This is a genomic window from Mesorhizobium sp. M0227, from assembly GCF_040321855.1.
In the GTDB taxonomy this organism is placed as follows: Bacteria; Pseudomonadota; Alphaproteobacteria; order Rhizobiales; family Rhizobiaceae; genus Mesorhizobium.
In genome coordinates this window covers 39,063-61,213 of record NZ_JAMYSJ010000013.1, presented here as the reverse complement: position 1 = coordinate 61,213, position 22,151 = coordinate 39,063, and the positions used below count along the sequence as shown (strand labels likewise).

General features: G+C 61.9%; 22 protein-coding genes. 12 read left to right on the top strand and 10 right to left on the bottom strand.

What is annotated here, in order from left to right:
- The first annotated feature begins 40 nt into the window (after positions 1-40).
- The 6 genes from NKJ00_RS19070 (at position 41) to NKJ00_RS19045 (ending at position 8,001) form a co-directional block, all read left to right on the top strand.
- Entirely contained in the window at positions 41-1,669 is a 1,629-nt protein-coding gene (locus tag NKJ00_RS19070) for a zinc-binding metallopeptidase family protein (RefSeq protein ID WP_352630782.1), read from the top strand.
- Entirely contained in the window at positions 1,656-2,588 is a 933-nt protein-coding gene (locus tag NKJ00_RS19065; protein WP_127267591.1) for a dimethylarginine dimethylaminohydrolase family protein, read from the top strand. The genes NKJ00_RS19070 and NKJ00_RS19065 overlap by 14 nt, the downstream gene beginning before the upstream one ends.
- Positions 2,589-2,827: 239 nt before the next feature.
- Positions 2,828-4,267 (top strand): FAD-binding oxidoreductase, encoded by a 1,440-nt coding sequence (locus NKJ00_RS19060; protein WP_352630779.1) that lies wholly within the window; start codon positions 2,828-2,830, stop codon positions 4,265-4,267.
- A 228-nt stretch (positions 4,268-4,495) separates the two neighbouring features.
- A complete protein-coding gene (locus NKJ00_RS19055) occupies positions 4,496-6,649 on the top strand; it encodes a transglycosylase domain-containing protein (RefSeq protein ID WP_127272265.1) in 2,154 nt (717 codons plus the stop codon).
- 205 nt (positions 6,650-6,854) lie between these two features.
- On the top strand, positions 6,855-7,439 hold the full coding sequence (locus NKJ00_RS19050) for a DUF1214 domain-containing protein (RefSeq protein WP_127321659.1): 585 nt from the start codon (positions 6,855-6,857) through the stop codon (positions 7,437-7,439).
- On the top strand, positions 7,432-8,001 hold the full coding sequence (locus NKJ00_RS19045; protein ID WP_127271883.1) for a DUF1254 domain-containing protein: 570 nt from the start codon (positions 7,432-7,434) through the stop codon (positions 7,999-8,001). The genes NKJ00_RS19050 and NKJ00_RS19045 overlap by 8 nt, the downstream gene beginning before the upstream one ends.
- Positions 8,002-8,141: 140 nt before the next feature.
- Here NKJ00_RS19045 and NKJ00_RS19040 read toward each other — a convergent pair whose 3' ends face one another.
- Positions 8,142-8,330: a hypothetical protein gene (locus NKJ00_RS19040; protein ID WP_352630776.1), complete on the bottom strand. Its 189-nt coding sequence runs from the start codon at positions 8,328-8,330 to the stop codon at positions 8,142-8,144.
- Positions 8,331-8,518: 188 nt separating this feature from the next.
- Between NKJ00_RS19040 and NKJ00_RS19035 the strand changes: the two genes are divergently transcribed.
- The gene (locus NKJ00_RS19035) at positions 8,519-9,556 is read left to right on the top strand and encodes a hypothetical protein (protein WP_352630774.1); all 1,038 of its coding nucleotides are present in this window, start codon (positions 8,519-8,521) and stop codon (positions 9,554-9,556) included.
- On the opposite strand, the gene NKJ00_RS19030 is transcribed toward NKJ00_RS19035, so the two are convergent.
- The 3 genes from NKJ00_RS19030 to NKJ00_RS19020 form a co-directional block, all read right to left on the bottom strand.
- Positions 9,534-9,881 carry a DUF1491 family protein gene (locus NKJ00_RS19030; RefSeq protein ID WP_127268163.1) on the bottom strand — a complete coding sequence of 116 codons (348 nt, stop codon included), beginning with the start codon at positions 9,879-9,881 and terminating at the stop codon, positions 9,534-9,536. The genes NKJ00_RS19035 and NKJ00_RS19030 overlap by 23 nt on opposite strands.
- A gap of 69 nt (positions 9,882-9,950) precedes the next feature.
- Complete coding sequence (locus tag NKJ00_RS19025) at positions 9,951-10,748, bottom strand: peptidoglycan-binding domain-containing protein (protein ID WP_128309500.1); 798 nt, start codon at positions 10,746-10,748, stop codon at positions 9,951-9,953.
- A complete protein-coding gene (locus tag NKJ00_RS19020) occupies positions 10,723-12,453 on the bottom strand; it encodes an ATP-binding protein (protein WP_352630772.1) in 1,731 nt (576 codons plus the stop codon). The genes NKJ00_RS19025 and NKJ00_RS19020 overlap by 26 nt, the downstream gene beginning before the upstream one ends.
- Before the next feature lie 536 nt (positions 12,454-12,989).
- Here NKJ00_RS19020 and NKJ00_RS19015 point away from each other — a divergent pair.
- Positions 12,990-13,343: a DUF5330 domain-containing protein gene (locus NKJ00_RS19015; protein ID WP_023812789.1), complete on the top strand. Its 354-nt coding sequence runs from the start codon at positions 12,990-12,992 to the stop codon at positions 13,341-13,343.
- 100 nt (positions 13,344-13,443) lie between these two features.
- Entirely contained in the window at positions 13,444-13,872 is a 429-nt protein-coding gene (locus NKJ00_RS19010) for a SufE family protein (protein WP_352550684.1), read from the top strand.
- A gap of 171 nt (positions 13,873-14,043) precedes the next feature.
- On the opposite strand, the gene NKJ00_RS19005 is transcribed toward NKJ00_RS19010, so the two are convergent.
- The gene (locus NKJ00_RS19005) at positions 14,044-14,469 is read right to left on the bottom strand and encodes a Ros/MucR family transcriptional regulator (protein ID WP_013532660.1); all 426 of its coding nucleotides are present in this window, start codon (positions 14,467-14,469) and stop codon (positions 14,044-14,046) included.
- A 441-nt stretch (positions 14,470-14,910) separates the two neighbouring features.
- Entirely contained in the window at positions 14,911-15,279 is a 369-nt protein-coding gene (locus tag NKJ00_RS19000; protein ID WP_023812787.1) for an SH3 domain-containing protein, read from the bottom strand.
- Positions 15,280-15,459: 180 nt separating this feature from the next.
- Here NKJ00_RS19000 and NKJ00_RS18995 point away from each other — a divergent pair, with 180 nt between their 5' ends.
- The 3 genes from NKJ00_RS18995 (at position 15,460) to NKJ00_RS18985 (ending at position 18,772) form a co-directional block, all read left to right on the top strand.
- Positions 15,460-17,583 (top strand): S9 family peptidase, encoded by a 2,124-nt coding sequence (locus NKJ00_RS18995; protein WP_352609869.1) that lies wholly within the window; start codon positions 15,460-15,462, stop codon positions 17,581-17,583.
- Entirely contained in the window at positions 17,580-18,206 is a 627-nt protein-coding gene (locus NKJ00_RS18990; protein WP_023812785.1) for a LysE family translocator, read from the top strand. The genes NKJ00_RS18995 and NKJ00_RS18990 overlap by 4 nt, the downstream gene beginning before the upstream one ends.
- 158 nt (positions 18,207-18,364) lie before the next feature.
- Positions 18,365-18,772, top strand: a complete 408-nt coding sequence (locus NKJ00_RS18985) for an SET domain-containing protein (protein ID WP_023812784.1) — start codon at positions 18,365-18,367, stop codon at positions 18,770-18,772.
- Here the strand turns inward: NKJ00_RS18985 and NKJ00_RS18980 are convergent.
- From NKJ00_RS18980 to NKJ00_RS18965, 4 genes are all read right to left on the bottom strand, one after another.
- Entirely contained in the window at positions 18,769-19,719 is a 951-nt protein-coding gene (locus tag NKJ00_RS18980) for a cytochrome c (RefSeq protein WP_023812783.1), read from the bottom strand. The genes NKJ00_RS18985 and NKJ00_RS18980 overlap by 4 nt on opposite strands.
- Positions 19,720-19,728: 9 nt before the next feature.
- A complete protein-coding gene (locus NKJ00_RS18975) occupies positions 19,729-20,166 on the bottom strand; it encodes a c-type cytochrome (protein WP_352609870.1) in 438 nt (145 codons plus the stop codon).
- Between the two features lie 326 nt (positions 20,167-20,492).
- Positions 20,493-21,089: a superoxide dismutase gene (locus NKJ00_RS18970; RefSeq protein ID WP_023812781.1), complete on the bottom strand. Its 597-nt coding sequence runs from the start codon at positions 21,087-21,089 to the stop codon at positions 20,493-20,495.
- 106 nt (positions 21,090-21,195) lie between these two features.
- On the bottom strand, positions 21,196-22,074 hold the full coding sequence (locus NKJ00_RS18965; RefSeq protein WP_352609872.1) for a branched-chain amino acid aminotransferase: 879 nt from the start codon (positions 22,072-22,074) through the stop codon (positions 21,196-21,198).
- Positions 22,075-22,151: the final 77 nt, after the last annotated feature.

Here is a 22,151-nt window from a genome sequence, read left to right as displayed (position 1 = left end):
CACTTTTTAGCGACCCGCTTCACTGCTTTCTTCTCATGCCATGGAGAAACCGGTGGCCACCTCGGCGCAAGCAACCGCCCTTGCCTGTCTCGACGGCATCCAGCCGTTGTTGTCCGCGTGGACACGCACCATCTTCGATTACGGCGAGACCGCGTGGCGGGAGTATCAATCCGCCGCCTGGTATGTCGAGCGACTGAAACTCGAAGGCTTTTCCGTCGAAGAAGGCTCCGCCGGCATGCCGACCGCCTTCTGCGCGCATTGGACCAACGGCCCCGGCCCGACCATCGGCATGTACGCCGAATACGACGCGGTGCCGGGCAATTGCCAGGATGCCGCTACGGTCGAGCGTCCGCGCCGGGGACTTGGCAACCAGGCCGGCGGCCACACCGACCCGCATTCCGGCCTCGGGATTTCGAGCCTCGGCGGGCTGCTGGCGACCAAGGCGGCGATGCAGCGCCATGGCATATCAGGCACGCTGCGCTTCACCGGCGAGCCGGCGGAAAAGGTACGCGGGTCAAAGCCGATCCATGCCGCCAAGGGCTATTATGACGGCCTTGCCGGCATGATCTCCTTTCACCCGTTCTACATGCTGCCGCTCTGTAACACGGCGCGCTGGGACACACATTGCGGCGCGGCCTACGCGATGATCTATCGTTTCATCTGCGACCAACCGGAGCGCTGGGCGCTGGCTGCGGGTGCTGCACCCATTCCACAAGCACATTCGGCGGCGCGCGCCCCCGGCGCCAACGACGCATTGATGATGATGTACATGGCCTCCAAGGCTCTGCGCGATTCCATGCTGCCGCACCAGGGCGGCTGGTCGATCAGCGAGGCGATCCTGACGGCGGGGCAAGCGACCGCCGACAATTTGCCGGCGGGACTGGCCGAGATCCAGTACATGATCCGCGTGCCGACGCTTGCCATGGCCGAGCAGGTCACCGCGGTGCTCGACCGCAATGCCGAGGCCGCTGCCAGCATGAGCGGCTGCCGCCATGAGCGGCATTGGGTGTCGAAGTCACGGCCGGGACTTGCCAACCACGCCATGGCCGAGATCGCCTATGAAGCACTGTCGACGGCTGGGCCGCCGCGCTGGGACGAAGACGCCAAAGCCATCGCACGCGAAATACAGGTCAATGCCGGGCGCATGGCGAGCGACGAACCGTTCATCGGAGAACTCGAGCGCCTGATCGAGCCGCAGGCGGCGGAAGCGATCCTGCGCCGCGATCTGCCGCCCTCGCAAGTCAATTCGACCTCCGACGATTACACCGACATGAGCTGGCATACGCCGACGGCGCGGTTCTATGTCGCCCGCCCGGCGCTGCGTTCGGAGACCGGCTACCCCTATCCGGCATGGGTGATGAATGCGATGGGCGGCATTTCGGCGACGATCGACCCGATGGTCATCTGCGCGTCCAAGACGGTCGCGCTGGCGGCGCTCCGCCTGCTGGAAGACCAGACCGCCCGCGATGCGGCGATGAATGAATTCGTCGCCCGCACCGGCGGCGGAATCGGCGGCTCGAACTGGATCGCGCCGCTCTGCGATTACGAACCGCCGATTGGATTTCGCTGGCCTGAATATGTCACCACCCCGCGCGGACGGGACTGGTGGATACCGAGCAACCAAACACCCCAAGCTGCCTCACGAGGAGAACCCCATGACCGTTCATGACCGCATTGTCGCCGAGCCGTTTTCGCTGCAGCGCCGGAACCCCGCCGGCGGCACCAAGCCGCTGACCGCCTGGGGCTTCGCCAACGAGACCGACGTGCTGACCGACGTCCTGCTTGGCTCACCCAATTTCCTGCGCCATCTGTCAACCAGCTCGCTGTCGCGAAAGCATCTGCGCGAGGCGCCCTGCAACGTCCAGATCGCCCAGGCCCAGCACAAGGACCTGGTTGCCGCCTACGAGCATTTCGGCGTCAACATCCACTGGCACGAGCCGACGCCTGAGCTGCCGATGCAGGTCTATTCCCGCGATTCCAGCGTCATGACGCCTTACGGCGCCTTCATCACCGCCATGGCCAACTGGTGGCGGCGCGGCGAGAACTATGCCGCGATCCGCACCTACGAAAAGCTCGGCATCCCGATCTACGACATGGTCACCGCGGGCACGTTCGAGGGCGGCGACTTCAACGTCATCGAGGACGGCGTCGTGCTGATCGGCTGCGGCGGCGCGCGTACGCAGGAAGAAGGCGCACGCCAGGTGCAGGCATGGTTCGACAAGGAAGGTTGGGAAACCCGCATCGCCTTCATCGACGAGTATTATGTTCATATCGACCTGATGGTGGTGCCTATCGCCGAGAAACTGACCGCTGTCTGCCTCGCCTGCACCGAACCCGGCATTGTCGACTGGTTGAAGGGCAAGGGCCACGAGATCATCGACGTGCCGTTCCAGGATACGATGGCGCTCGGCTGCAACTTCATGTCGCTGGGCAGGGACCGGGTGATCGCGCCGACCTCCAGCCAGGCGCTGATCGGTCAGCTCAAGGCGCGCGGCTTCGAGGTCGCGGCCGTCGACATGAGCGAGATCTCGAAGACCGGCGGCGGCATCCACTGCATGGCGCAGGCGCTGAAGCGTGAACCGGCCTGAGGAGTGGGATAGCGCTACGCTGCTTCGCTCACATTCGCATCAGCATGATCGGCATCCTGGCGGCCGAGGGTGCAAGGTCGCGCGCGCAAAACGGCTGAGATCGCCGGCTGGCGGCACCGTGTGCCCCGCTTGCGAGTCGCAACGCTGCCCGATGCGAAACTTGCGCGATAGCTAATATAAGCGCACAGTAAAAACGTCTTTTGGGAGAGGACAGCTCATCTGCAAATCGGGAGGAAAGCATGAACACCATGAGCCTCACCACGCTTGAACGCGGCAAAACGACAGTCGACGCCGCAGCCCTGGAAGCGTTTTCGGCACAATTGCGCGGCAAAATGCTGAGCGAAGGCGATGCCGCGTATGACGAAGCACGGACCGTCTGGAATGCCACGGTCGACCGGCTGCCCGGGCTGATCGTGTGCTGCGTCGGAGCTTCCGATGTCATCAGTGCCGTGAATTTCGCCAGGGAGAACAGGCTTCTCGTCTCGGTGCGCGGCGGCGGCCACAACATTGCCGGAAGTGCGGTCTGCGATGGTGGCCTGATGATTGATCTGTCATTGATGAAATCGGTGCGGGTCGATGTCGCTGCGCGGCGGGCATGGGTCGGGCCTGGCGCGACGCTTGCCGATGTCGACAAGGAAACGCAGGCCTTCGGGCTGGTGGTACCGACCGGCATCAACTCGACCACCGGCATATCCGGCCTGACGCTGGGTGGCGGCTTCGGCTGGATCACCCGCAAATTCGGGCTGACCATCGACAATCTTGCCTCGGCCGATGTGGTCACCGCCGATGGCAAACTGCTCCGGGCCAGCCAGACTGAAAATCCCGATTTGTTCTGGGCGCTGCGCGGCGGCGGCGGCAATTTCGGCGTCGTCACGGCATTCGAGTTCCATCTCCATGAGTTTGGACCGCAAGTGCTGGCAGGGCTTGTCGTCCATCCCTTCGCCGATGCCGAAAAGGTGCTGCGGGAGTATCGCAAGGCGCTCGAAACCGCTCCTGACGAGTTGACCTGCTGGGTAGTCATGCGGCAGGCGCCGCCGCTGCCCTTCCTGCCCGCGGAATGGCATGGCAAGGAGGTTCTGGTTCTGGCCATGTGCTATTGCGGCGACATCGAGGCAGGTGAAAAGGCGACGCAAAAGCTTCGAGCCATCGGCACGCCGATTGCCGATGTCGTGGGCCCCAGCCCGTTCACCGGCTGGCAGCAGGCATTCGACCCACTGCTCACGCCCGGCGCCCGCAACTACTGGAAGAGCCATGACTTCACCGAGTTTTCCGAGGAGGCGGCTGCGGTCGTCAGGGGGGCAATAGCCAAGCTGCCGGGACCCGAATGCGAGATATTTATCGGCCATGTCGGCGGCGCGGCAGGTCGCGTCAAGGCGGACGCAACGGCGTTCCCACAGCGCAGTTCGCATTTCGTCATGAACGTTCACGCCCGCTGGCGCGAACCCACGATGGACAAGGCTTGCACCGACTGGGCTCGTTCAATCTACGAGGCGGCCAAACCTTATGCCGCCGGCACCGCCTACGTGAACTTCATGCCGGAGGACGAGGTCGACCGGGTCGAAGCGGCCTATGGTGGCAATCATCGACGGCTTCTGGAAATCAAGCAGCGCTACGACCCGCTGAACCTGTTCCGCATGAACCAGAATTTGCGTCCGAAAGAAAGCTTGCGAGCCGCATGAGGCGCGCCGTGCTGCAGTGAAAAAGCTCACGCCTCCGCTGGAGGCGCGGGCACATGCTGTTGGCGCCGGGCTGTATTCTTGGGCCGGCCCATCAGCAACAAACCCAATACTGTGTCTTCGCCGCCCTTGTGAGTGCTGGAAAAATGGAGGAATAGTCTCCCGGAATGCATCGCCCTGAAATTGCCGGTTTGCGGTTCTCAGGTCGTGCAATTGCTAGCCGGATTCCGAATGGCCAGTCCCGAACCGCGCAAGAGAAGAGGTCCGATCGCCGCCCGGCTGCTGGCGCTCGATGCGTGGATCGATTCCTCGCTCTATGAGATCGGCTTCAAGGCGCGCCAGTTCTGGGAATCAGCGACGATCTTCTCGCGGCGCTTCCGCGTCAACGGCTGGCGCCGTGGCATCATCGAACTGTTGAGCGAAGGTTTCACGCTCGGCGCCGTCGGCATCGTGGTGATGCTGGCGCTGGCCATTCCGGCTTTCCAGGACACGGCTGGCGACTGGCGCGCCCAGGGCGACTTCGCCGTCACCTTCCTTGACCGCTATGGCAACGAGATCGGCCAGCGCGGCATCATCCAGCGCGATTCCGTGCCGGTCGACGAGATGCCCGATCACGTCATCAAGGCGGTGCTTGCCACCGAGGACCGTCGCTTCTTCGATCACTACGGCATCGATGTGCTCGGCCTGTCGCGCGCGATCTTCGAGAATGTGCGGGCGAACTCCGTCGTCCAGGGCGGATCGAGCATCACCCAGCAGTTGGCCAAGAACCTGTTCCTCACCAATGAGCGCACGCTGGAGCGCAAGATCAAGGAAGCCTTCCTGTCGCTGTGGCTCGAGGCCAATCTGTCGAAGAAGGAGATCCTGCAGCTCTATCTCGACCGCGCCTATATGGGCGGCGGCACGTTCGGCATCGAGGCTGCCGCCGACTTCTATTTCGGCAAGAGCGTCAAGGACCTGAACCTGGCCGAGGCGGCGATGCTGGCCGGCCTGTTCAAGGCGCCGACCAAATATGCGCCGCACATCAACCTGCCGGCGGCGCGCGCGCGCGCCAATGTGGTGCTGTCCAACCTTGTGGATGCCGGTTTCATGACCGAAGGCCAGGTTCTGCAGGCCAGGCTGCATCCGGCCGATGTCGTCGACCGCGGCGAACAGAAAAGCCCTGACTATTATCTCGACTGGGCGTTCGACGAGGTCAAGAAGATCGCCAAACCTGGCCAGCACTCGCTTCTCGCCCACACCACCTTTGACGCCAACATCCAGAAGGCGGCGGAAGAATCGGTGGAGTTCCACCTGCGCCAGTTCGGCAAGGAGTACAACGTCACCGAAGGTGCCGTCGTCGTCATCGAGACCAACGGCGCCGTGCGCGCCATCGTCGGCGGCCGCGACTATGGTGCCAGCCAGTTCAACCGCGCCACCAAGGCGCTGCGCCAGACCGGCTCGTCATTCAAGCCCTATGTCTACGCAACCGCGATGGAACACGGCTTCACCCCCAACTCCATCATTTCCGGCGGCCCGATCAGCTGGGGCAGCTGGTCGCCGCACAATTACAACGGCGGATCGGCCGGCAACGTCACGTTGATCATGGCAATGGCCAAGTCGATCAACACCGTGCCGGTGCGGCTGGCCAAGGATCATCTCGGCATCGGCCCGATCAAGGCCATGGCCGAGGCGATGGGCGTGGAATCGCCGATCGAAGCACATAAGACGATGGTGCTCGGCACCTCGAGCATGACGGTGATGGACCAGGCGACGGGCTACAGCGTGTTCGCCGACAACGGCTTCGTCGGATCCCGGCACGGCATCAGCCAACTCGTCACCCGCACCGGCGAGGTGGTCTATGATTTCGCCAAGGACGCGCCGCCGCCACACCGGGTGCTGTCCGAGCAGGCGCTCAAATCGATGAACACCATGCTGGCCGCAGTGCCGGTGATGGGTACGGCGCGGCGAGCCCAACTTCCCAACATCGTCGTCGCCGGCAAGACAGGCACCACGCAGTCCTACCGCGACGCCTGGTTTGTCGGCTTCACCGGCAACTACACGGCGGCGGTATGGATGGGCAATGACGACTTCACGCCGACCAAGAACATGACCGGTGGCTCACTGCCGGCGATGGTGTGGCAGCGACTGATGGTCTACGCGCACCAGAACATCGACCTCAAGCCGATCCCTGGCATCGACAAGCCCTTCGTCGATGAGGAGATCGCTGCCAAGGCCGAGGAAGCACAGAAGAAGAGCGACGATCAGGCGGCGGCCGATGCAGCCGCCGAACGGCCGCCGGTGCTGTCCAGCCGCACGACCCAGACGCTGCGGGACATGACCACGCTGTTCCAGTCGGCGCCCGTCCTCAGTACGCCGCAACTGCCGGAGACGCTGTCGGCGCTGTGATTGGCGCCGAGACAGTTGAGGGGTGATGGCCGGATCACCGCCATTGCCAAGCTGGAACACCCCTCATCCGACCGAGCTTCGCTCGGCCACCTTCTCCCGCAAGGGGAGAAGGGAGAGCCGTCTGCAATTCTACGTCGGCCCGCTTGCCACAAGGCCCCACGCCGCGATATCCCCGAGCGGCAACTCTTCGTGTTCCCGGCCCCTCATGCTCAAAACTGCCTTCCTGACGCTGCTTTCGCTTGCCATAGCCATCGTCGGCGGTGGCGGCAGCGTCTGGTATGCGCTGAAAATCCAGGATGGGGTCGGCGCCATCAGGATCGGCCAATGGACGGCCTTTCCCGATATCGGCACACCGGCCGCCGATCCCTATTCCAAGGCCCGCGTGGCGCGCGAGGGTGTGCTTGCGCTCGGCCGCGCCGAGGGGCTGTCCTTCGTCGCCGAGCGAGACGCGGCCGGCGCCGAGCTCAAGCGCGAATGCACCTACACAATCGAGGGTGATTTTCCGACGGCACGGTTCTGGACGCTTTATGCCGCCGACCAGTCGCTCGGCGTGGTCGAAACCGGCAAACCCCGGCTGGCGGCGCTGCAATCCTACGGGGTGGTGCGCCAGCCCGACAATTCGGTGATCATTTCAGCCGGCCATCACCCGATGCCGGGCAATTGGCTGCTGACAGACGGCTTCGGCAGGATGTATTTCGTGCTGACCTTCTACGACACGCCAATCGCCAGCAGCACCGGCCTGTCGGACGTCTCGCTGCCGCATATCGTCAAGGTCGGCTGCAATGCGTAGTTTTTACGCTGCGATGCGCGGACTTCTGCATGCCGTCCTGCTCGGTCTGCTCGGCGCCGGCATCGTGCACATCGCCGTGCTGCTGCTGGTGCCCGAGTTTTCCGAACGCGATGCCTGGTCGCGGCTGTCCATGGCGTCGGATCTCTACAAGATGACGCGGCTCGATGCCGAGGCCGGTGGCGCGCCCGTGGTGAAATCCGTCGACCCGCTGTTTTACGCGACGGCCTGCCGGTTCGATCTGGGCGAAGGCATGGTCCGCGTCAAGGCACCTGGGCATGTCCCGTTCTGGTCGGTGTCGGTCTATGACCGCAGCGGCCACAACATCTATTCCTTCAACGACCACACAGCGACCGGCGGCGTTCTGGATGCCGTCGTGCTGACGCCGGCGCAGATGATCGACGTGCGCAAGGATCTTCCCGAGGATCTTCAAGGAGCGATCTTCGTCGAAGCGCCGATCGAGGAAGGCATCTTCGTCATCCGCGCCTTCGTGCCCGACAGCAGCTGGAAGCCGATCGTGTCGCGCTTCTTCGAACAGAGTTCCTGCGAGTTGCAGGACTTCTAAAGCGTGTCGCGTCTGAACGGATTCAGACGACCCGCTTTGGATCTTTGTTTTTATGCATGTCGTTCTCCCAAAACCGAGGTCACTTTTGGGCGACATGCACTAGACATGACCCCGGACCAAAGGTCCGTGGCCGCCGAAACTCAGTGGTGCGGGGCCGGTTTTGGTCCTGGCGAACCCGGCTTGTCGGGATCGACCGGCCGCACTTCGCCGGCATGCGGCCGCTCGTAGCGGATGCCGGGAAAGATGATCACCGCCGCCGGCATTTCGGCGGTTTGCTTTACTCTGGTGTTTGGTGCCGTACGCGGCACGAAAGACAGTACCATGCCCATGGTTCGCGCATTCCTCTCGGTTTCCCCGGAGCACAACGCAACGCCTCCAAATGTCATTAAGGCCGGCAGAGGGTTAACGGAACGCTAACGGATCGTCGCTAACTTGAACTTTGTTCTTGGCACTCTCGGAACCGGCACGGTCCCGGTCGAGCGTCGTCAAGGTTGTGTCGAGTACGGGCGTATCCTTCGTGTCATCTTCGGACTTCAGGCAAATCGCGGTGCGAAAAGACTCGGGAAAGGCCGAAAGGCTGTTCCGCGCCGCGGTGTCGGCGTTCTGCTCGCTCACCCGCCCTTCACGCCGCGAGATCGGTCAACTCGAAGACCTGACGCTGCCGCTGTTCAATGACGTGTCCGTCGAATCTCGCCGTTACGTGGCAGCCGCCCTTTCCGAATGCGAATACGCCCCCGCCGCCCTGGTGCGCCGTCTTTGCGAGGAACCGGTCGACATTGCCGCGCCGCTGCTCATCCGCTCACGCGCCGTCAGCGACATCGATCTCATCGCGCTGATCGGGCGACATGGCCTGCCGCATGCGCGTGCCATCGCGCGCCGCAAGGGCTTGAACCCGACCATCGCTGATCTGATCAGGGCCCTCGAGAGGCCAACCCTGGTGCGCGCGCCGCAACCGGATCCGAATGCCGCCGCGGCAGACAAGATCGCGCCAGCGAGCACGGAAACCGCCTCTGACGAGCCCGCCCGGGAACAGGCACTCGGCATCGCGGCTGAGAATGCACGGCGCAGGCTGCGCTCGATGATGCGCACGGGCGACGAGGCGGCAGCGACGAACGCCGATCCTTTCAAGGGCGCCGACATCTATGTGAAATTGCGCGAGACAGCGCTGACGGGAAACGCCGCGTTCTTCCAGACCGCGCTCGCCGATGCACTCGATATCGATTTCGAGATCGCGCGATCGCTCACCGCCAACCAGAATTATGCCTCGCTGCTTGCCGCCTTGCGCTCGCTCGACCTCAGCGAAGACAGGGCCTTCCTGATCACGGTTGCCGTCTATCCCAACCAGTTCCCGCATCCGCAGGCTATCCGCACCTTCCTCGACCGTTACCGGCTGCTGCATCGTGAAGCGGCCCAGGACAAGATGCGGTCGTGGCGGGCGGAAGCCCTTTCAAGGGTGGTTCGCGGCGCAGCACCTGCCAACGGCGATACACGCACCGCCTCGAACAGCGACGATGCGGCGGCTTCGTCCGGCCTCAGGGCGTCTTCACGGAAATAAGCTCCTCGACGGGCACGGTGCCGGCCTCGATCTCGACCACCCAGATATCGGGATCGAATTTTTTCTCCCTTTCCAGCCTGGCGTCGAGCACTGTGGCATCCTCGCCGGTTCCGAGCTGAGTGAAAAACCGGTCGTCGGGCTTGGCCGAATCATAGCTTGTCTGCGGCGCCGGCCCGAACAGGGCAACCTCGCCCAGCCTGCCCCGCGCCAGGACGAACACAGCGCCGGCCTCGGTCGCGCCGCGCTTGACCACGGCGGCAAATCCCCCGGCGCCGAAAACCCGGCGCAACAGGGCCGAGACCCACAGATCCGATGTGACGCGCATGAGAGAGCTCCCGAAACTGCCGGTTCTCTATCGATATTTCCGCCGCTGGGCGAGCCGTCGTTTCAGCCGTCAGTTGGTCAGGCCGATCTCGCGCATCTTGACGTAGACGATCTCATCGGGCTCGCCGGTCTGCGGCAGCCCGAACAGCGACTGGAATTCCTTGATCGCCGCCTTGGTGCGCGCGCCGACGACACCATCCAGCTGCATGTCGTCATTGCCGAACGCCTTGAGCCCGGCCTGGATCTTGACGATGCGGGCATCGGGCGCTTGCGTCTCGGCATCCGCCTGCCCGGAATTTGTCTGTCCTGAACCTGTCTGCAAAGACACCGGAACGGCGGCCGGCATATCCGGGCGCGGCTGCGGCCTGGGTACGACGGAAGCGGTTTTCGGCGTCGCGCCCAGTTGATCGAGCAGAAGCGCGTCGATCTCGCCGGACGCGTTGAGCCCGACCTTCTGCTGATAGTCCTGGATGGCCTTGCGGGTGTTGGGTCCGGAAATGCCGTCGACCGTTCCCGAATAGAAATCAAGATCCTTCAATATGCCTTGCACCTGCTCGACAACCGGATCGCCCTTGATCGGTGCCGGCGCGCCGGATGGCCGCACGATGTTGAACGTCGTTTCCGGCTCGTCGGGCGCCGCGTGCGGAAAGCCCGCAATGCTGCGGGTCGCGAAGAATGCGCCGGCATGCGGGAAAGGCTGGTACCACAAGGCATTTGCGGAGACGTAGAACAGCGTCACCAGGAATGCCGTCGAGCCGCCCACCAGGACAGGATTGCGCGAGATCATGCCGCCGACGGCAACAGCGCCGTCCTGAAAGGCATTGCTGCGGCGCTTGACCGCCTTAGCCGGTTTTGCGGAGCGAGCCATCTCTGTCCCCTTTCGCCATCGCTACAGGCATGGTCAGCACGCCGGCCTTCTCCGCCTGATGTCCCTTCGGTCCGTTCACCGGCAGGCTGATGGTCACCGTGGTGCCCTCGCCCGGCATGCTTTCGATGGACATCGTGCCTTCGTGGAGCGCCACCAGACCCTTGACAAGTGAAAGGCCAAGACCAGTCCCCTCGAAACGGCGGGTATAGTCGTTCTGGATCTGCATGAAGGGCTTGCCGAGATTGGCGAAATCCTCCTCGGCGATGCCGATGCCGGTGTCCCTGACCCAGAAATGCAGGCGCGAACCGATCCGCTTGGCACCGACGACGACGTCGCCGCCGTCGGGGGTGAACTTGATCGCGTTGGAGACCAGGTTGATGAGCATCTGCTGCACGGCGCGCTGATCGGCATTGATGTCGCCGGCGTCCGGCGCGATCTGCGCCCGCAGATCGATGTTCTTGGCCTGCGCCTGCAGTTGCATCATCGACTGGCACATGTCGACCGCTTCCGCGAACCGGAACGGCTCGGGTTCGGTCGCGTAAACGCCCGATTCAATCCTGGACACGTCGAGTATCGAGGTTACGACGGCGAGCAGATGCTGGCCCGAATCCCGTACCAAGCCGACATATTCCTTCTGGCGCGGATCCTTGAAGGCGCCGAACATCTCGTGCAGCAGCATATCCGAGAAGCCGATGATGGCATTCAACGGCGTGCGCAGTTCGTGGCTGACCACCGCCAGGAAGCGCCCCTTCGCCACCTCGGCGGATGCGGCCGCCTCATTGGCCGCCGCGAGATCCTCGCGCAACCGGCTGATCTCGTCATTCTCGCGCAGGACGAGCGTAAAGACGCCACCCTGTTCCTCACCACGCACCAGATCAAGCGAGAACGGCCGGTAATTGTCGGCCGTCAGGCTATTGCCGTTCTGAGGCAGCCGGATGCGCAATTCGAGCCGGCGCGACAGCGCACCGTCGCGCATGTCGGCCATCGCGCTGAGATAGGAAACGCGATCCGACAGATGGACGCGATCGAAGAGGCCGTTTCCGGACAGCAGTTCGGGCGGCAGTTTCAAAAGCGTGCGGGCCTTTGGCGACGCGTCCAGTACCTCGCCATGACGGGCAACGCGCAAGACCACCGCATCGATGATGTCTTCGAGCCGGTCGGCAGTGTCGACCACAGCCGCGTCGGCGGTGTTTTGAAACGCCGATGCACGCGGCATCAGTGTCAGCGCCCACACCAACGGCACCAGCCAGTGCCACGCCGCGATCTGCGCTCCTGCGAAAGGAAATACGGTTCCAGCCAAAGGCTGAGCCAGGATGGCGACAGCGGCCGACACGGCTCCCCACAGTGCTGCACGTCGCGAGCCGCCGATCCACCAGGCTTCGAAAGGCAGCGCCAAGACAAGCATGGCGACAGGCGAACCCAACCCGCCCGCGGCGGCAATGAGACTGCCGAGCGAAATGCCGGCCAGCACCAGGGCGACCCGACTCGCCATCGCCATCTTGCCGGTCGCCGCCACCAGCAAGGCGACGAACCAGCACAGGCCAAAGGCGGCGAAGATGGCGGCCATGGTGACGGCAACGCCCATGCCTGAAGTGACCAGCGTGACCGCGGCGCCGGCGGCAAAGAAAGGAGCGGCGAGCATGACGCCGATGAAACGGCGCTGGCGCTCGCGGTCGCTCCGCCCAAGGATGGACGGATGGACCATACGTTCGCAACCGGCAGAAATCGCGCCAGGCAATTCAACGTATCTGGCCTTGATTGAACTCAACTCAACGCACTCGCACTTGTCGTGGACAGCTCTGCTTTGCAGATGGTTCTGGTTGGCTTTGAAACTCGCATCCAGCGTTTAAGGAATGGATAAGGCAGGGCCGACCAAGGCCCTGGCCTGCGGCAAATATCGGGATGCCGGCCGCCGAAAGCACGGGCAAATGCAGCCATAGTAAACGGAGAGTTATCCGGCGACGGCACCTATCTGACAGACGCACACGGCACTCGGACTTCCACATTCCAAGAAAAATACAGGAAAATCATGGGGATATATGGTTATTTGTTGTTAAGGAAAATCACTGGCAATTGAGACAAAACGATTGCAGAACGCTTCGTCTCGAATTTGCCTAAAATTTGAGGAAAATTCTCTCTTTGCCTGCAAGCCGTCCTTTGCGCCTGTGTGCCAAGATCCTGCCTACAAAAGAGGTCATGCCATATGGATGCATGATCCGGTCACGACGAGAGGGCAAGGGCATGGTCTTCCTCATAAGAATGGCTTTCTGGTTTTCGCTGGTGCTGCTGGCGCTGCCGCTGACTGTCGGCCCCGATGAATCGGGCCGCGAAAGCGTCGGGCCGATCCAGGCCTTGTTTGCGGCACGCGAAGCGGTTGGCGATATCGCCGGCATTTGCGAACGCAAGCCCGATGTCTGCGAGACCGGCAAGTCGGCAATGCACACCATCACCGCCCGCGCCAAGGAGACCGCCAAGATCGCGGCAGCGATAATGGACGACAAGTCCGCCGCCAGCCCCGACACATCCACGATGACCGGCAGCCTGCCCGAAGAAATCGTCTTGCCCGAGACCGTCAACCTGCCGCCTCAGAATTAAGCCGTTTCGACGGCGCACCGCGGGCTGTCTGCCCTCTCGACGCCCGCGGTGTCCTTGTTTTTTCCGTGACGCGGCGCCGCCGCGTGACTATATCCGGGCCATGACCACCACGATCCAGACGATCCGCGACGATTTTTCGTTCCTCGAGGAATGGGAAGACCGCTATCGCTATGTCATCGAACTCGGCGAGGCGCTGCCGCCATTTCCCGACGAGCAGCGCAGCGCCGCCAACAAGGTGCCGGGATGCGTGAGCCAGGTCTGGCTGACCACCGAACGCGGAGCCGGGACCGACCCGATCGTCACCTTCACCGGCGATTCGGACGCTCACATCGTGCGTGGACTGGTTGCGATCATGCTGGCGCTGTTTTCCGGCAGGACCGCCAGCGAAATCCAGCAGACCGATGCGGAAGCGACATTGAAAGAACTCGGCCTCGACGAACATCTGTCGCCGCAGCGCGCCAACGGCCTTCGCTCGATGGTCAAGCGCATCAAGCGCGACGCCGAGGCAGCGCTCAAGCAGACCGCCTGACACCTCCATACCCGATCCGCGCGTCGCGGCGCGCAAAAATCAAACGGCGCCCGAAGGCGCCGTTGATGTCGATCCGATCTGGCTTATTTTAACGCAATTCCCAAGGGAAAGCTCTATGCGCTTTCCCGGGAAAACCGTTTCACATTTTTCCTGGAATTGCTCTGGCAGCGATTACCGCGCTTTGCGCTTGCGGCCGAGGCCCATCTTCTTGGCAAGCTGTGACCGGGCAGCCGCATAGTTGGGTGCAACCATCGGATAGGTCGGGTCAAGGTTCCACTTTTCGCGATACTGATCCGGTGTCAGGTCATAGTGGGTCATCAAATGACGCTTCAGCGACTTGAACTTCTTGCCGTCTTCAAGGCAGACGATGTAGTCGTCATGAACCGACCGCTTCGGGTTGACCGCCGGCTTCTGCTTGTCGGCAGGCGGCTGTTCGGCGGTTCCGCCCACACGCCCGAGCGCAGCATGGACATCGGATATCAGGTTCGGCAATTCGCCGACCGGCACGGGATTGTTGCTGACATAGGCGGCCACCACATCGGCGGTCAATTCGATCAGCGCATCGCTGTTTCTGGAAGGTGTTTCGACAATATCCATGGTCTTCGGGCCCCAACAAGAGTTACATCGATCTGCGCCCTTTTTTACAAGCAGGGCATCGCACGAATTTTGTGCAGGTAGAGTTTCTACGATTCGTGTCGCGGGCACATCAATGAGCGCGCAGACCAAGTAAGTCAATTCGGCCCTTACGCTATATTGAACGATATTGATCAATTATTCCACGATCAGCTTCAATCTTTCGTGCATTGTGTAATTTATCGATATTTCGCGCTCCCGCCGGCGGCGGCTGACGTAACGTCAGATCGCCGTTACATTCGTGGCAACTCACGACACGGGTTTTAATGTTTGATCTTGCTTGGCTATCGCCCGAGCAATATTGGTTGTTCACATTTATCCACAAAACCGTAGGTTGCCGTGGTCATACGCAAGCAATCATGCATGCCTGTCATCCAACCGATCGGCTGATTGCTGCCGCGTCAATCAATGCGGGGTGATGTATTTGCCATAGGCCCAGCCGGTGATGAAATTGCCGTTCTGGGCCGGATCATGCCAGACTTCGCACCAGCGATAGCGAATCTTCTGTTCCTGTTTCCATGCCGGCTGGTTGGCGATGTCGAGCAGGTTTATTCCGCCGGTGCATCGCCCGGTCATCTGCAGAACGGTCCCGTTCGGATATCCCGCCTGCTTCTGGGATGTGCCCGAAGGGTATTTGCGTACATTGAGCGTATCGCCGAACGGCACATTGGCCACTTGCCAAGCCGCGAATACGGTCGCATGAGACTGGCCGGCAAAGGCCAGAGTTAGTGAAGCAACGGCGAAAGCCGCAGCAGTCCGAGACCAAATAGTCATCATCTCTCCTCCCGGCTCATCTCCTGGAGCCGACACAACCCATACGCTGTGGCTCTTGAACCTGCCCTGAGCGGCGTGTTCATTCGCCGTTCAAGATATTCTCCATTTGAGATGGTCCATTCAAGATACTGGCCTATTCAAGATACTGGCCCATTCAAGATACTGGCAAAGCGAGACGCAATGACCAAGACATCCATATTTCCGATCGTCAGCCCGCCTACGCCCGAGAAGCGGCCGGTTTCCGACACGCATCACGGCATCACGCGAACCGACGACTATGCCTGGCTGCGGGCCGGCAACTGGCAGGAGATGTTCCGCGACCCGTCATTGCTCGATGCGGGAATCCGCGCAGAACTCGAGGCGGAGAACGCGTACCAGTCGAAGCTGATGGCCGACACGGCCGAACTGCAGAAGCAGCTTTTCAAGGAGATGAAGGGCCGTATCAAGGAAGACGATTCTTCCGTGCCGATGAAGGACGGACCCTATGCCTATGGCTCGTCCTTCAAGCTTGGTGGCGAGCAGCCGCGCTATTTCCGCATGCCACGCGACGGCGGCGCCGAGCATATCCTGCTCGATGGCGACGCGGAGGCCGCGGGCAAGGCCTATTTCCGTCTTGGCGGCGTCGACCATTCGGCCGACCACGCAAGGCTGCTTTGGGCATTCGACGACAAGGGCTCCGAATTCTACACGCTTCGCGTGCGTGACCTTGCCGACGGCAGGGAGCTTGCGGACCAGATCCCCGACACCGGCGGTTCAGGTGTCTGGAACGCTGGCAATGACGGCTTCTTCTATACACGTCTCGATCCCAACCACCGCCCGTCGAAGGTGCTGTTCCATGCGCTTGGCGACAGCCCGCAAAGCGACCGGCTGATCTATGAGGAAACCGATCCCGGCTTCTTCATGAATGTCGACGGCACCCGCAACAACGAGTGGATCATGATCGGCATCAACGATCACGAGACCTCGGAATACCGCCTGATGCGCGCCGACGATCCGTTTGCCGAGCCGAAACTGGTGTCGCCGCGCGAGATTGGCCTTCAGTACGAGTTGGAAGAAGGCGGCGATATCTTCTTCATCCTGACCAATGCCGACGGCGCCAAGGACTTCAAGATCATGACGGCACCGGCGGGCGATCCCGTGCGCGCCAACTGGCAGGAACTGGTGCCGCATGAGCCCGGTCGGCTGATCCTGTCGGTGATCGGCTTCAGGGACCACATGGTCCGGCTCGAACGCAAGGAAGGCCTGCCGCGCATCGTCGTGCGCGACCGGATCAGCGGCGAGGAGCATCTTCTGTCCCTCGACGAGGAGGCCTTCTCGCTCGGACTGTCGGGTTCTTATGAGTACGACACCGAGATCATGCGCTTTTCCTACTCGTCGATGACGACGCCGGCGCAGGTGTTCGACTACAATATGCGCACCCGCGAGCGGGTGCTGCTGAAGACCCAGGAAGTGCCGTCCGGCCATGATGCGGACCACTATGTCACGCGGCGCCTGATGGCGCCGGCCAGCGACGGCGAACTGGTGCCGATCTCGCTTTTGCATCATCGCGACACGCCGCTGGATGGATCCGCACCTTGCCTGCTTTATGGCTACGGCTCCTATGGCATCACCGTGCCGGCCGCCTTCAACACCAACTGGTTCTCGCTGGTCGACCGTGGCTTCGTCTTCGCCATCGCTCACGTTCGCGGCGGCAAGGACAAGGGCTATGGCTGGTACGATGAGGGCAAGCGGGAGAACAAGATGAACACGTTCACCGATTTCATCGCCGTCGCGCGCCATCTGGTCACGGAGCGTTACACGGCGCATGACCGTATCGTCGCGCAGGGCGGTTCGGCCGGCGGCATGCTGATGGGTGCCGTCGCCAACATGGCGCCGGATTGTTTTGGCGGCATTGTCGCCGAGGTTCCCTTCGTCGATGTGCTCACCACCATGCTCGATGCGACCCTGCCGCTGACGCCGCCGGAATGGCCCGAATGGGGCAATCCGATCGCGTCCGCCGACGACTACCGGACCATTGCCGCCTACTCGCCCTATGACAATGTCGCTGATCACGACTATCCGCCGATCCTGGCGCTGGCCGGTCTCACCGATCCGCGCGTCACCTACTGGGAACCGGCCAAATGGGTGGCCCGCCTGCGTGATCGCAAGAGCGGGGACAATCCGGTTCTGTTCAAGATCAACATGGATTCGGGCCATGCCGGCGCTTCCGGCCGGTTTTCGCGGCTGGAAGAGATCGCCTACACCTATTCCTTCGCGCTGAAAGTGATGGGCAAGGCGCAGCCTACGGGAGCAACCAACAAATGATCGACCTCACCACTCTGATCGCTTACATCGCGGTCGTTTTCGGCTTCGTCTTCATTCCAGGCCCCGCCACCCTGCTGACGATCGCCCGGGCAACGAGTTCCGGAACCAAGGTCGGCATCGCGACGGGCGCCGGGATCGCTGCCGGCGATGTCTTTCACACCGTCATGGCGATGATCGGCATATCGGCGGTCATCGCCGCGTCGGCGACGCTGTTCATCGTCATAAAGTACATCGGCGCGGCCTACCTGATCTATCTCGGCATTCGCGCGATCATGGAGAAAACACCGGCCAATCCGGCTGCCGGCGCGCTTGCGATCTCTGCCGGCAAGGCGTTTCGACAGGCTGTCCTGACCGAAGTGCTCAACCCCAAAACCGCTCTGTTCTTCCTCGCCTTCCTGCCTCAGTTCGTGCGGCCTGAAAACGGAACGGTGATGCTTCAGATGGCCGCGTTGGGGGTCATCTTCGTCGTACTGGGCCTTTTCAGCACGGTCGTCTTTGCCGTGAGCGCTGGCCGGCTCGGCACGCTCCTGCGCCGAAATCCGTCAGTGTTACGATGGCAGGGCAAAGTTGTCGGCGGCATCTACTGCGCTTTGGGCGTCCGTCTGGCGCTGCAGCAACGCTGACTCCAGACGATGATCGACGCGCCCTTTCCGGAGGGCTGGTTGATCAGGACTTTTTGAAGTTCCCGTTGCTCATTTTCACTCGCAATTGCGGTGACCGCGCGCTACCCAGTGCGCGGCTTTTCCCGGCCTGACAGCCTCCAATCGCGTAAAGGTCCATTATGCTGCTCGTCGACGTCTATCTCGACAAATCGCCTATCCAGGGAATCGGCGTCTTTGCCAAGAACCACATTCCTCGCGGCACTCTGATCTGGAAGCTGGACCCAAGGTTCGATCGGCTCATCGAGGTCGAGACTTATGAGCGCGTGGCCGGCCCGGTGAAGAGCTATCTCGATCGCTACTCCTATCCCGACCGCCGCGATCCGAACTACATCGTCTTCGAAGCCGACGACGCGCGCTATATGAACCATGCCGACGAGCCGAACTGCGACGTCTCCTCACCCGAGGAGAGCTTTGCGCTGCGCGACATCGCGCCTGGCGAAGAGCTGACCTGCAACTACAACCATTTCTTCGAAACGGGCTTCGATTTTCTCGGCGACCGCCACCTGTTATCCGCAGACCCGGTCTAGTTCGCCGTCTTCTTGCGGGCCGGATAGCCGTTTGGATGCGCCGGGATCGCCTTCAGATAGGCGGCGATGGCCGCACGGTCCTGCGGCGTCAGTTCGGCCATGTTCCGCTGGACGTCGACCATGGCGCCGCCGACCGAATCGAAATCGGGCGTGAAGCCGGTTTCGAGATAGTTGGCGATATCTGCCTCCGACCATTCGGCGAGACCGCCCTCGCCTGATGTGATGTTCGGCACGACGCCACTGCCTTCCGCGGCCACGGCGCCCGCCAGCCATTCGTTCTTCTTCGTGCCGCCCGCAAGATCGCGCGGCGTGTGGCATTCGCCGCAATGGCCTGGCCCTTCGACCAGGTAGCGGCCTGATATCACCGGATCAGGCGTGCCTTCGGGGAAGGCAACAACCGGCTGGTCGCTGAGGTAGAGCAATTTCCACAGGCCGATGCCGCGGCGGATATCGAAGGGGAAATCGAGCGAATTGCCCGGCGCCTTGCCGGCGACGGCCGGCAACGTCTTCAAGAAGGCATAGAGATCGCCAATGTCGGCCGGATTCATGCGCGCGTAGGATGCATAGGGAAACGCCGGATAAAAATGCTCACCAGAAGGCGACACGCCCTTCAGCATGGCATTGGCGAGGTCCTCGACAGACCATGCGCCGATACCGTCCTTGGGATCTTGCGAAATGTTGGGCGGCACGAAGGTTCCGAAGGGCGTCTTGAGTTCGAGGCCCCCAACGAGCTGAAGCCGCGTGTCGCCCTGTGAGCCCGGCTTTGCATGGCAGGATGTGCAACCGCCGGCATAAAAGATGCGCTTGCCCTTGGCAGCGTCGCCAGGACCGAGCTTGGCCAGAGTTTCCCTGTCGAGCCTCACCGGCGCCGACAGGACCCACCCGGCAACCGCGCCGACGCCGCCCAGAATGACGACGGCGCCGACAAGTTTTTTCAGCCACGCCATGGCTGGTGATCAGCCCTTCTTGATTCTGTAGCCTTGATGGCAGGTGCCGCAATCGGAGCCGATAGCGCCGACTTGCGCCTTCAGCGCGTCGGCATCGGCGGGAGCCGCAGCGACCGCAGCCTTGACGTCGGCGAGATATTTGTCCTCCGCTGCCTTGAAGCCAGCCATGTCTTCCCAGATCTTCGGCGAGGCCGTGGTGTCGCCGGTGTCGTTGCCGGCCGGGAACAGCGCATCGGCATCGAATTTGTCGGCATTCGCCTGCAGCGCCTGAAGTTGCGTCAACACAGCCGCCGCATCAAAGGGTTCCTCGCCCTTGACCACTTTCGACAGGCCGCCGACGATCTTTCCGCGTTCCTTCATCAGTGCCTGCCGATCGAGGATCGGGTCGGCAAAAGCCGCCGAGGCCGCGAGTGCGAGCATAGAGATGGCGATAACAAGCTTTCTCATTCAATTGGCTCCATGATGAAGGCATTTCGGGACAGGACGTTAACGGATGCATCAGGGGGAAAATTCCCTTCCCCCTGATGATTTTTGCCAGACCTTTGTTGTTACGGGAATCTCGACGCAGAAAAAGAAAAGCCCCGCTCGATGAACTGCCCCCCGAAAGTTGGGCATCAACCTTCGGGGGAGCAGTTCATCGCGCGGGGCTTCTCTACGATCGATCAGGACATCAAACGCGCTGTGTTCAAGCGGACTCGAACGACGCGGTTTGAGTCTTTGTTTTCGTGCATGTCGTTATCCCAAAACCGCTGCGCACTTTTGGGCAACATGCATCAGGCCTTTTCGTACAATTCGAGGACATGGTCCCAGTTGATCAGGCTATCGACGAACGCCTCGAGATATTTCGGCCGGGCGTTGCGATAGTCGATGTAATAGGAGTGCTCCCAGACATCGACGCCAAGGATCGGCGACGCGCCATGAACGAGCGGGTTCTCGCCGTTCGGCGTCTTCGAGATCGCCAGCTTGCCATCCTTGACCGAGACCCAGGCCCAGCCGGAACCGAACTGAGTCGTGCCGGCGGCAATGAAGTCGGCCTTGAACTTGTCATAGCCACCAAGATCGCTATCGACTGCCTTCTGCAAGGCGCCCGGCAGCTTGTTGCCGCCGCCGCCTTTCTTCATCCACTTCCAGAAATGGATATGGTTGTAGTGCTGGGCAGCATTGTTGAAGAGGCCGGCATTCTTGCCGAACGACTGCTTGACCACCTCTTCGACCGACAGATCACCCAAGCCGGCCTCGGCGGCGAGCTTGTTTCCGTTATCGACATACGCCTTGTGGTGCTTGTCGTGGTGATATTCCAGCGTCTCTTTCGACATGTAAGGCTGCAAGGCCTCATAGTCGTAAGGCAGAGCGGGCAATTCAAAGGCCATGGATAGTACTCCCTCGTGGAAAAATCCGGTGTCGATACCGGAGTAAGATAGGTCTGGAATGGATTGGGACAACTCCGGATGAAGCGTCGGTCGCCTTTTTATCCGCTCAAGCAGGGGAAGTCGAATGCGCCCAAGTCCAATAGAGTTCGCGCGCCTTTTTGGCCACCGGCCCGGGTTGCAGATTGCGATCCTCGATACGCGTGACCGGCACCACCTTGGAATGGTTCCCGGTCGAAAAAATTTCGTCCGCTTCGAGGAAATCTCGCACCGACAGCGTCTTTTCCGTGGTCCTGAAGCCATATTCGCCGAGCAGCGTTATCGTGCGCGAGCGGGTGATGCCGGACAGGAAGGTGCCGTTCGGCGCAGGCGTAAAGACGTGACCGTCCTTGACCAGGAAGATGTTCGAGGTTCCGGTCTCGGCGACGTTGCCCAGCATGTCGAGCACCATTGCGTTGTCGAAGCCGCGCATCTTGGCTTCGAGAATGGCCCGACCGTTGTTGGGGTAAAGGCAGCCGGCCTTGGCGTTGGTCGGCATGGTTTCGATGGTCGGACGCCGGAACGGCGACACGGTCACCGAAAAGCCAGTCGCCGGAATCATCGGTGATTCATAGAGGCAAAGGCAGAAGCGGGTCGAGGCGGGATCGGCCGGCACGCCCATATAGCCGCCATGCTCGGCCCAGTACATCGGCCTGATATAGACCGCCGTCTTGCCGTCGAACTTCTTCAACCCATCCCATGTCAGCCCGACGATCTTGTCGGCGCTCATGTTCGGCTTCAGGCCGAGCGCGATCGCCGAGGAATTCACCCTGGCGGCATGGAGGTCGAGATCCGGCGCCACGCCTTCGAACCAGCGGCCACCGTCGAACACGCTAGTGCCGAGCCACATGGCGTGGCTGCGCGGCCCCAGAATGGCGACGTTGCCCTCGTGCCAATCACCATCGACGAAAGTCCATGTCGCGGATTGCGCCGCAGCCGCCAGTGTCATCGTGTCGTCCCGCCTCAATCGGTCTCGTGTGACGGCCATTGGAAGATGCTTTGGCGGGCGCCGTCAACCGGCATCAT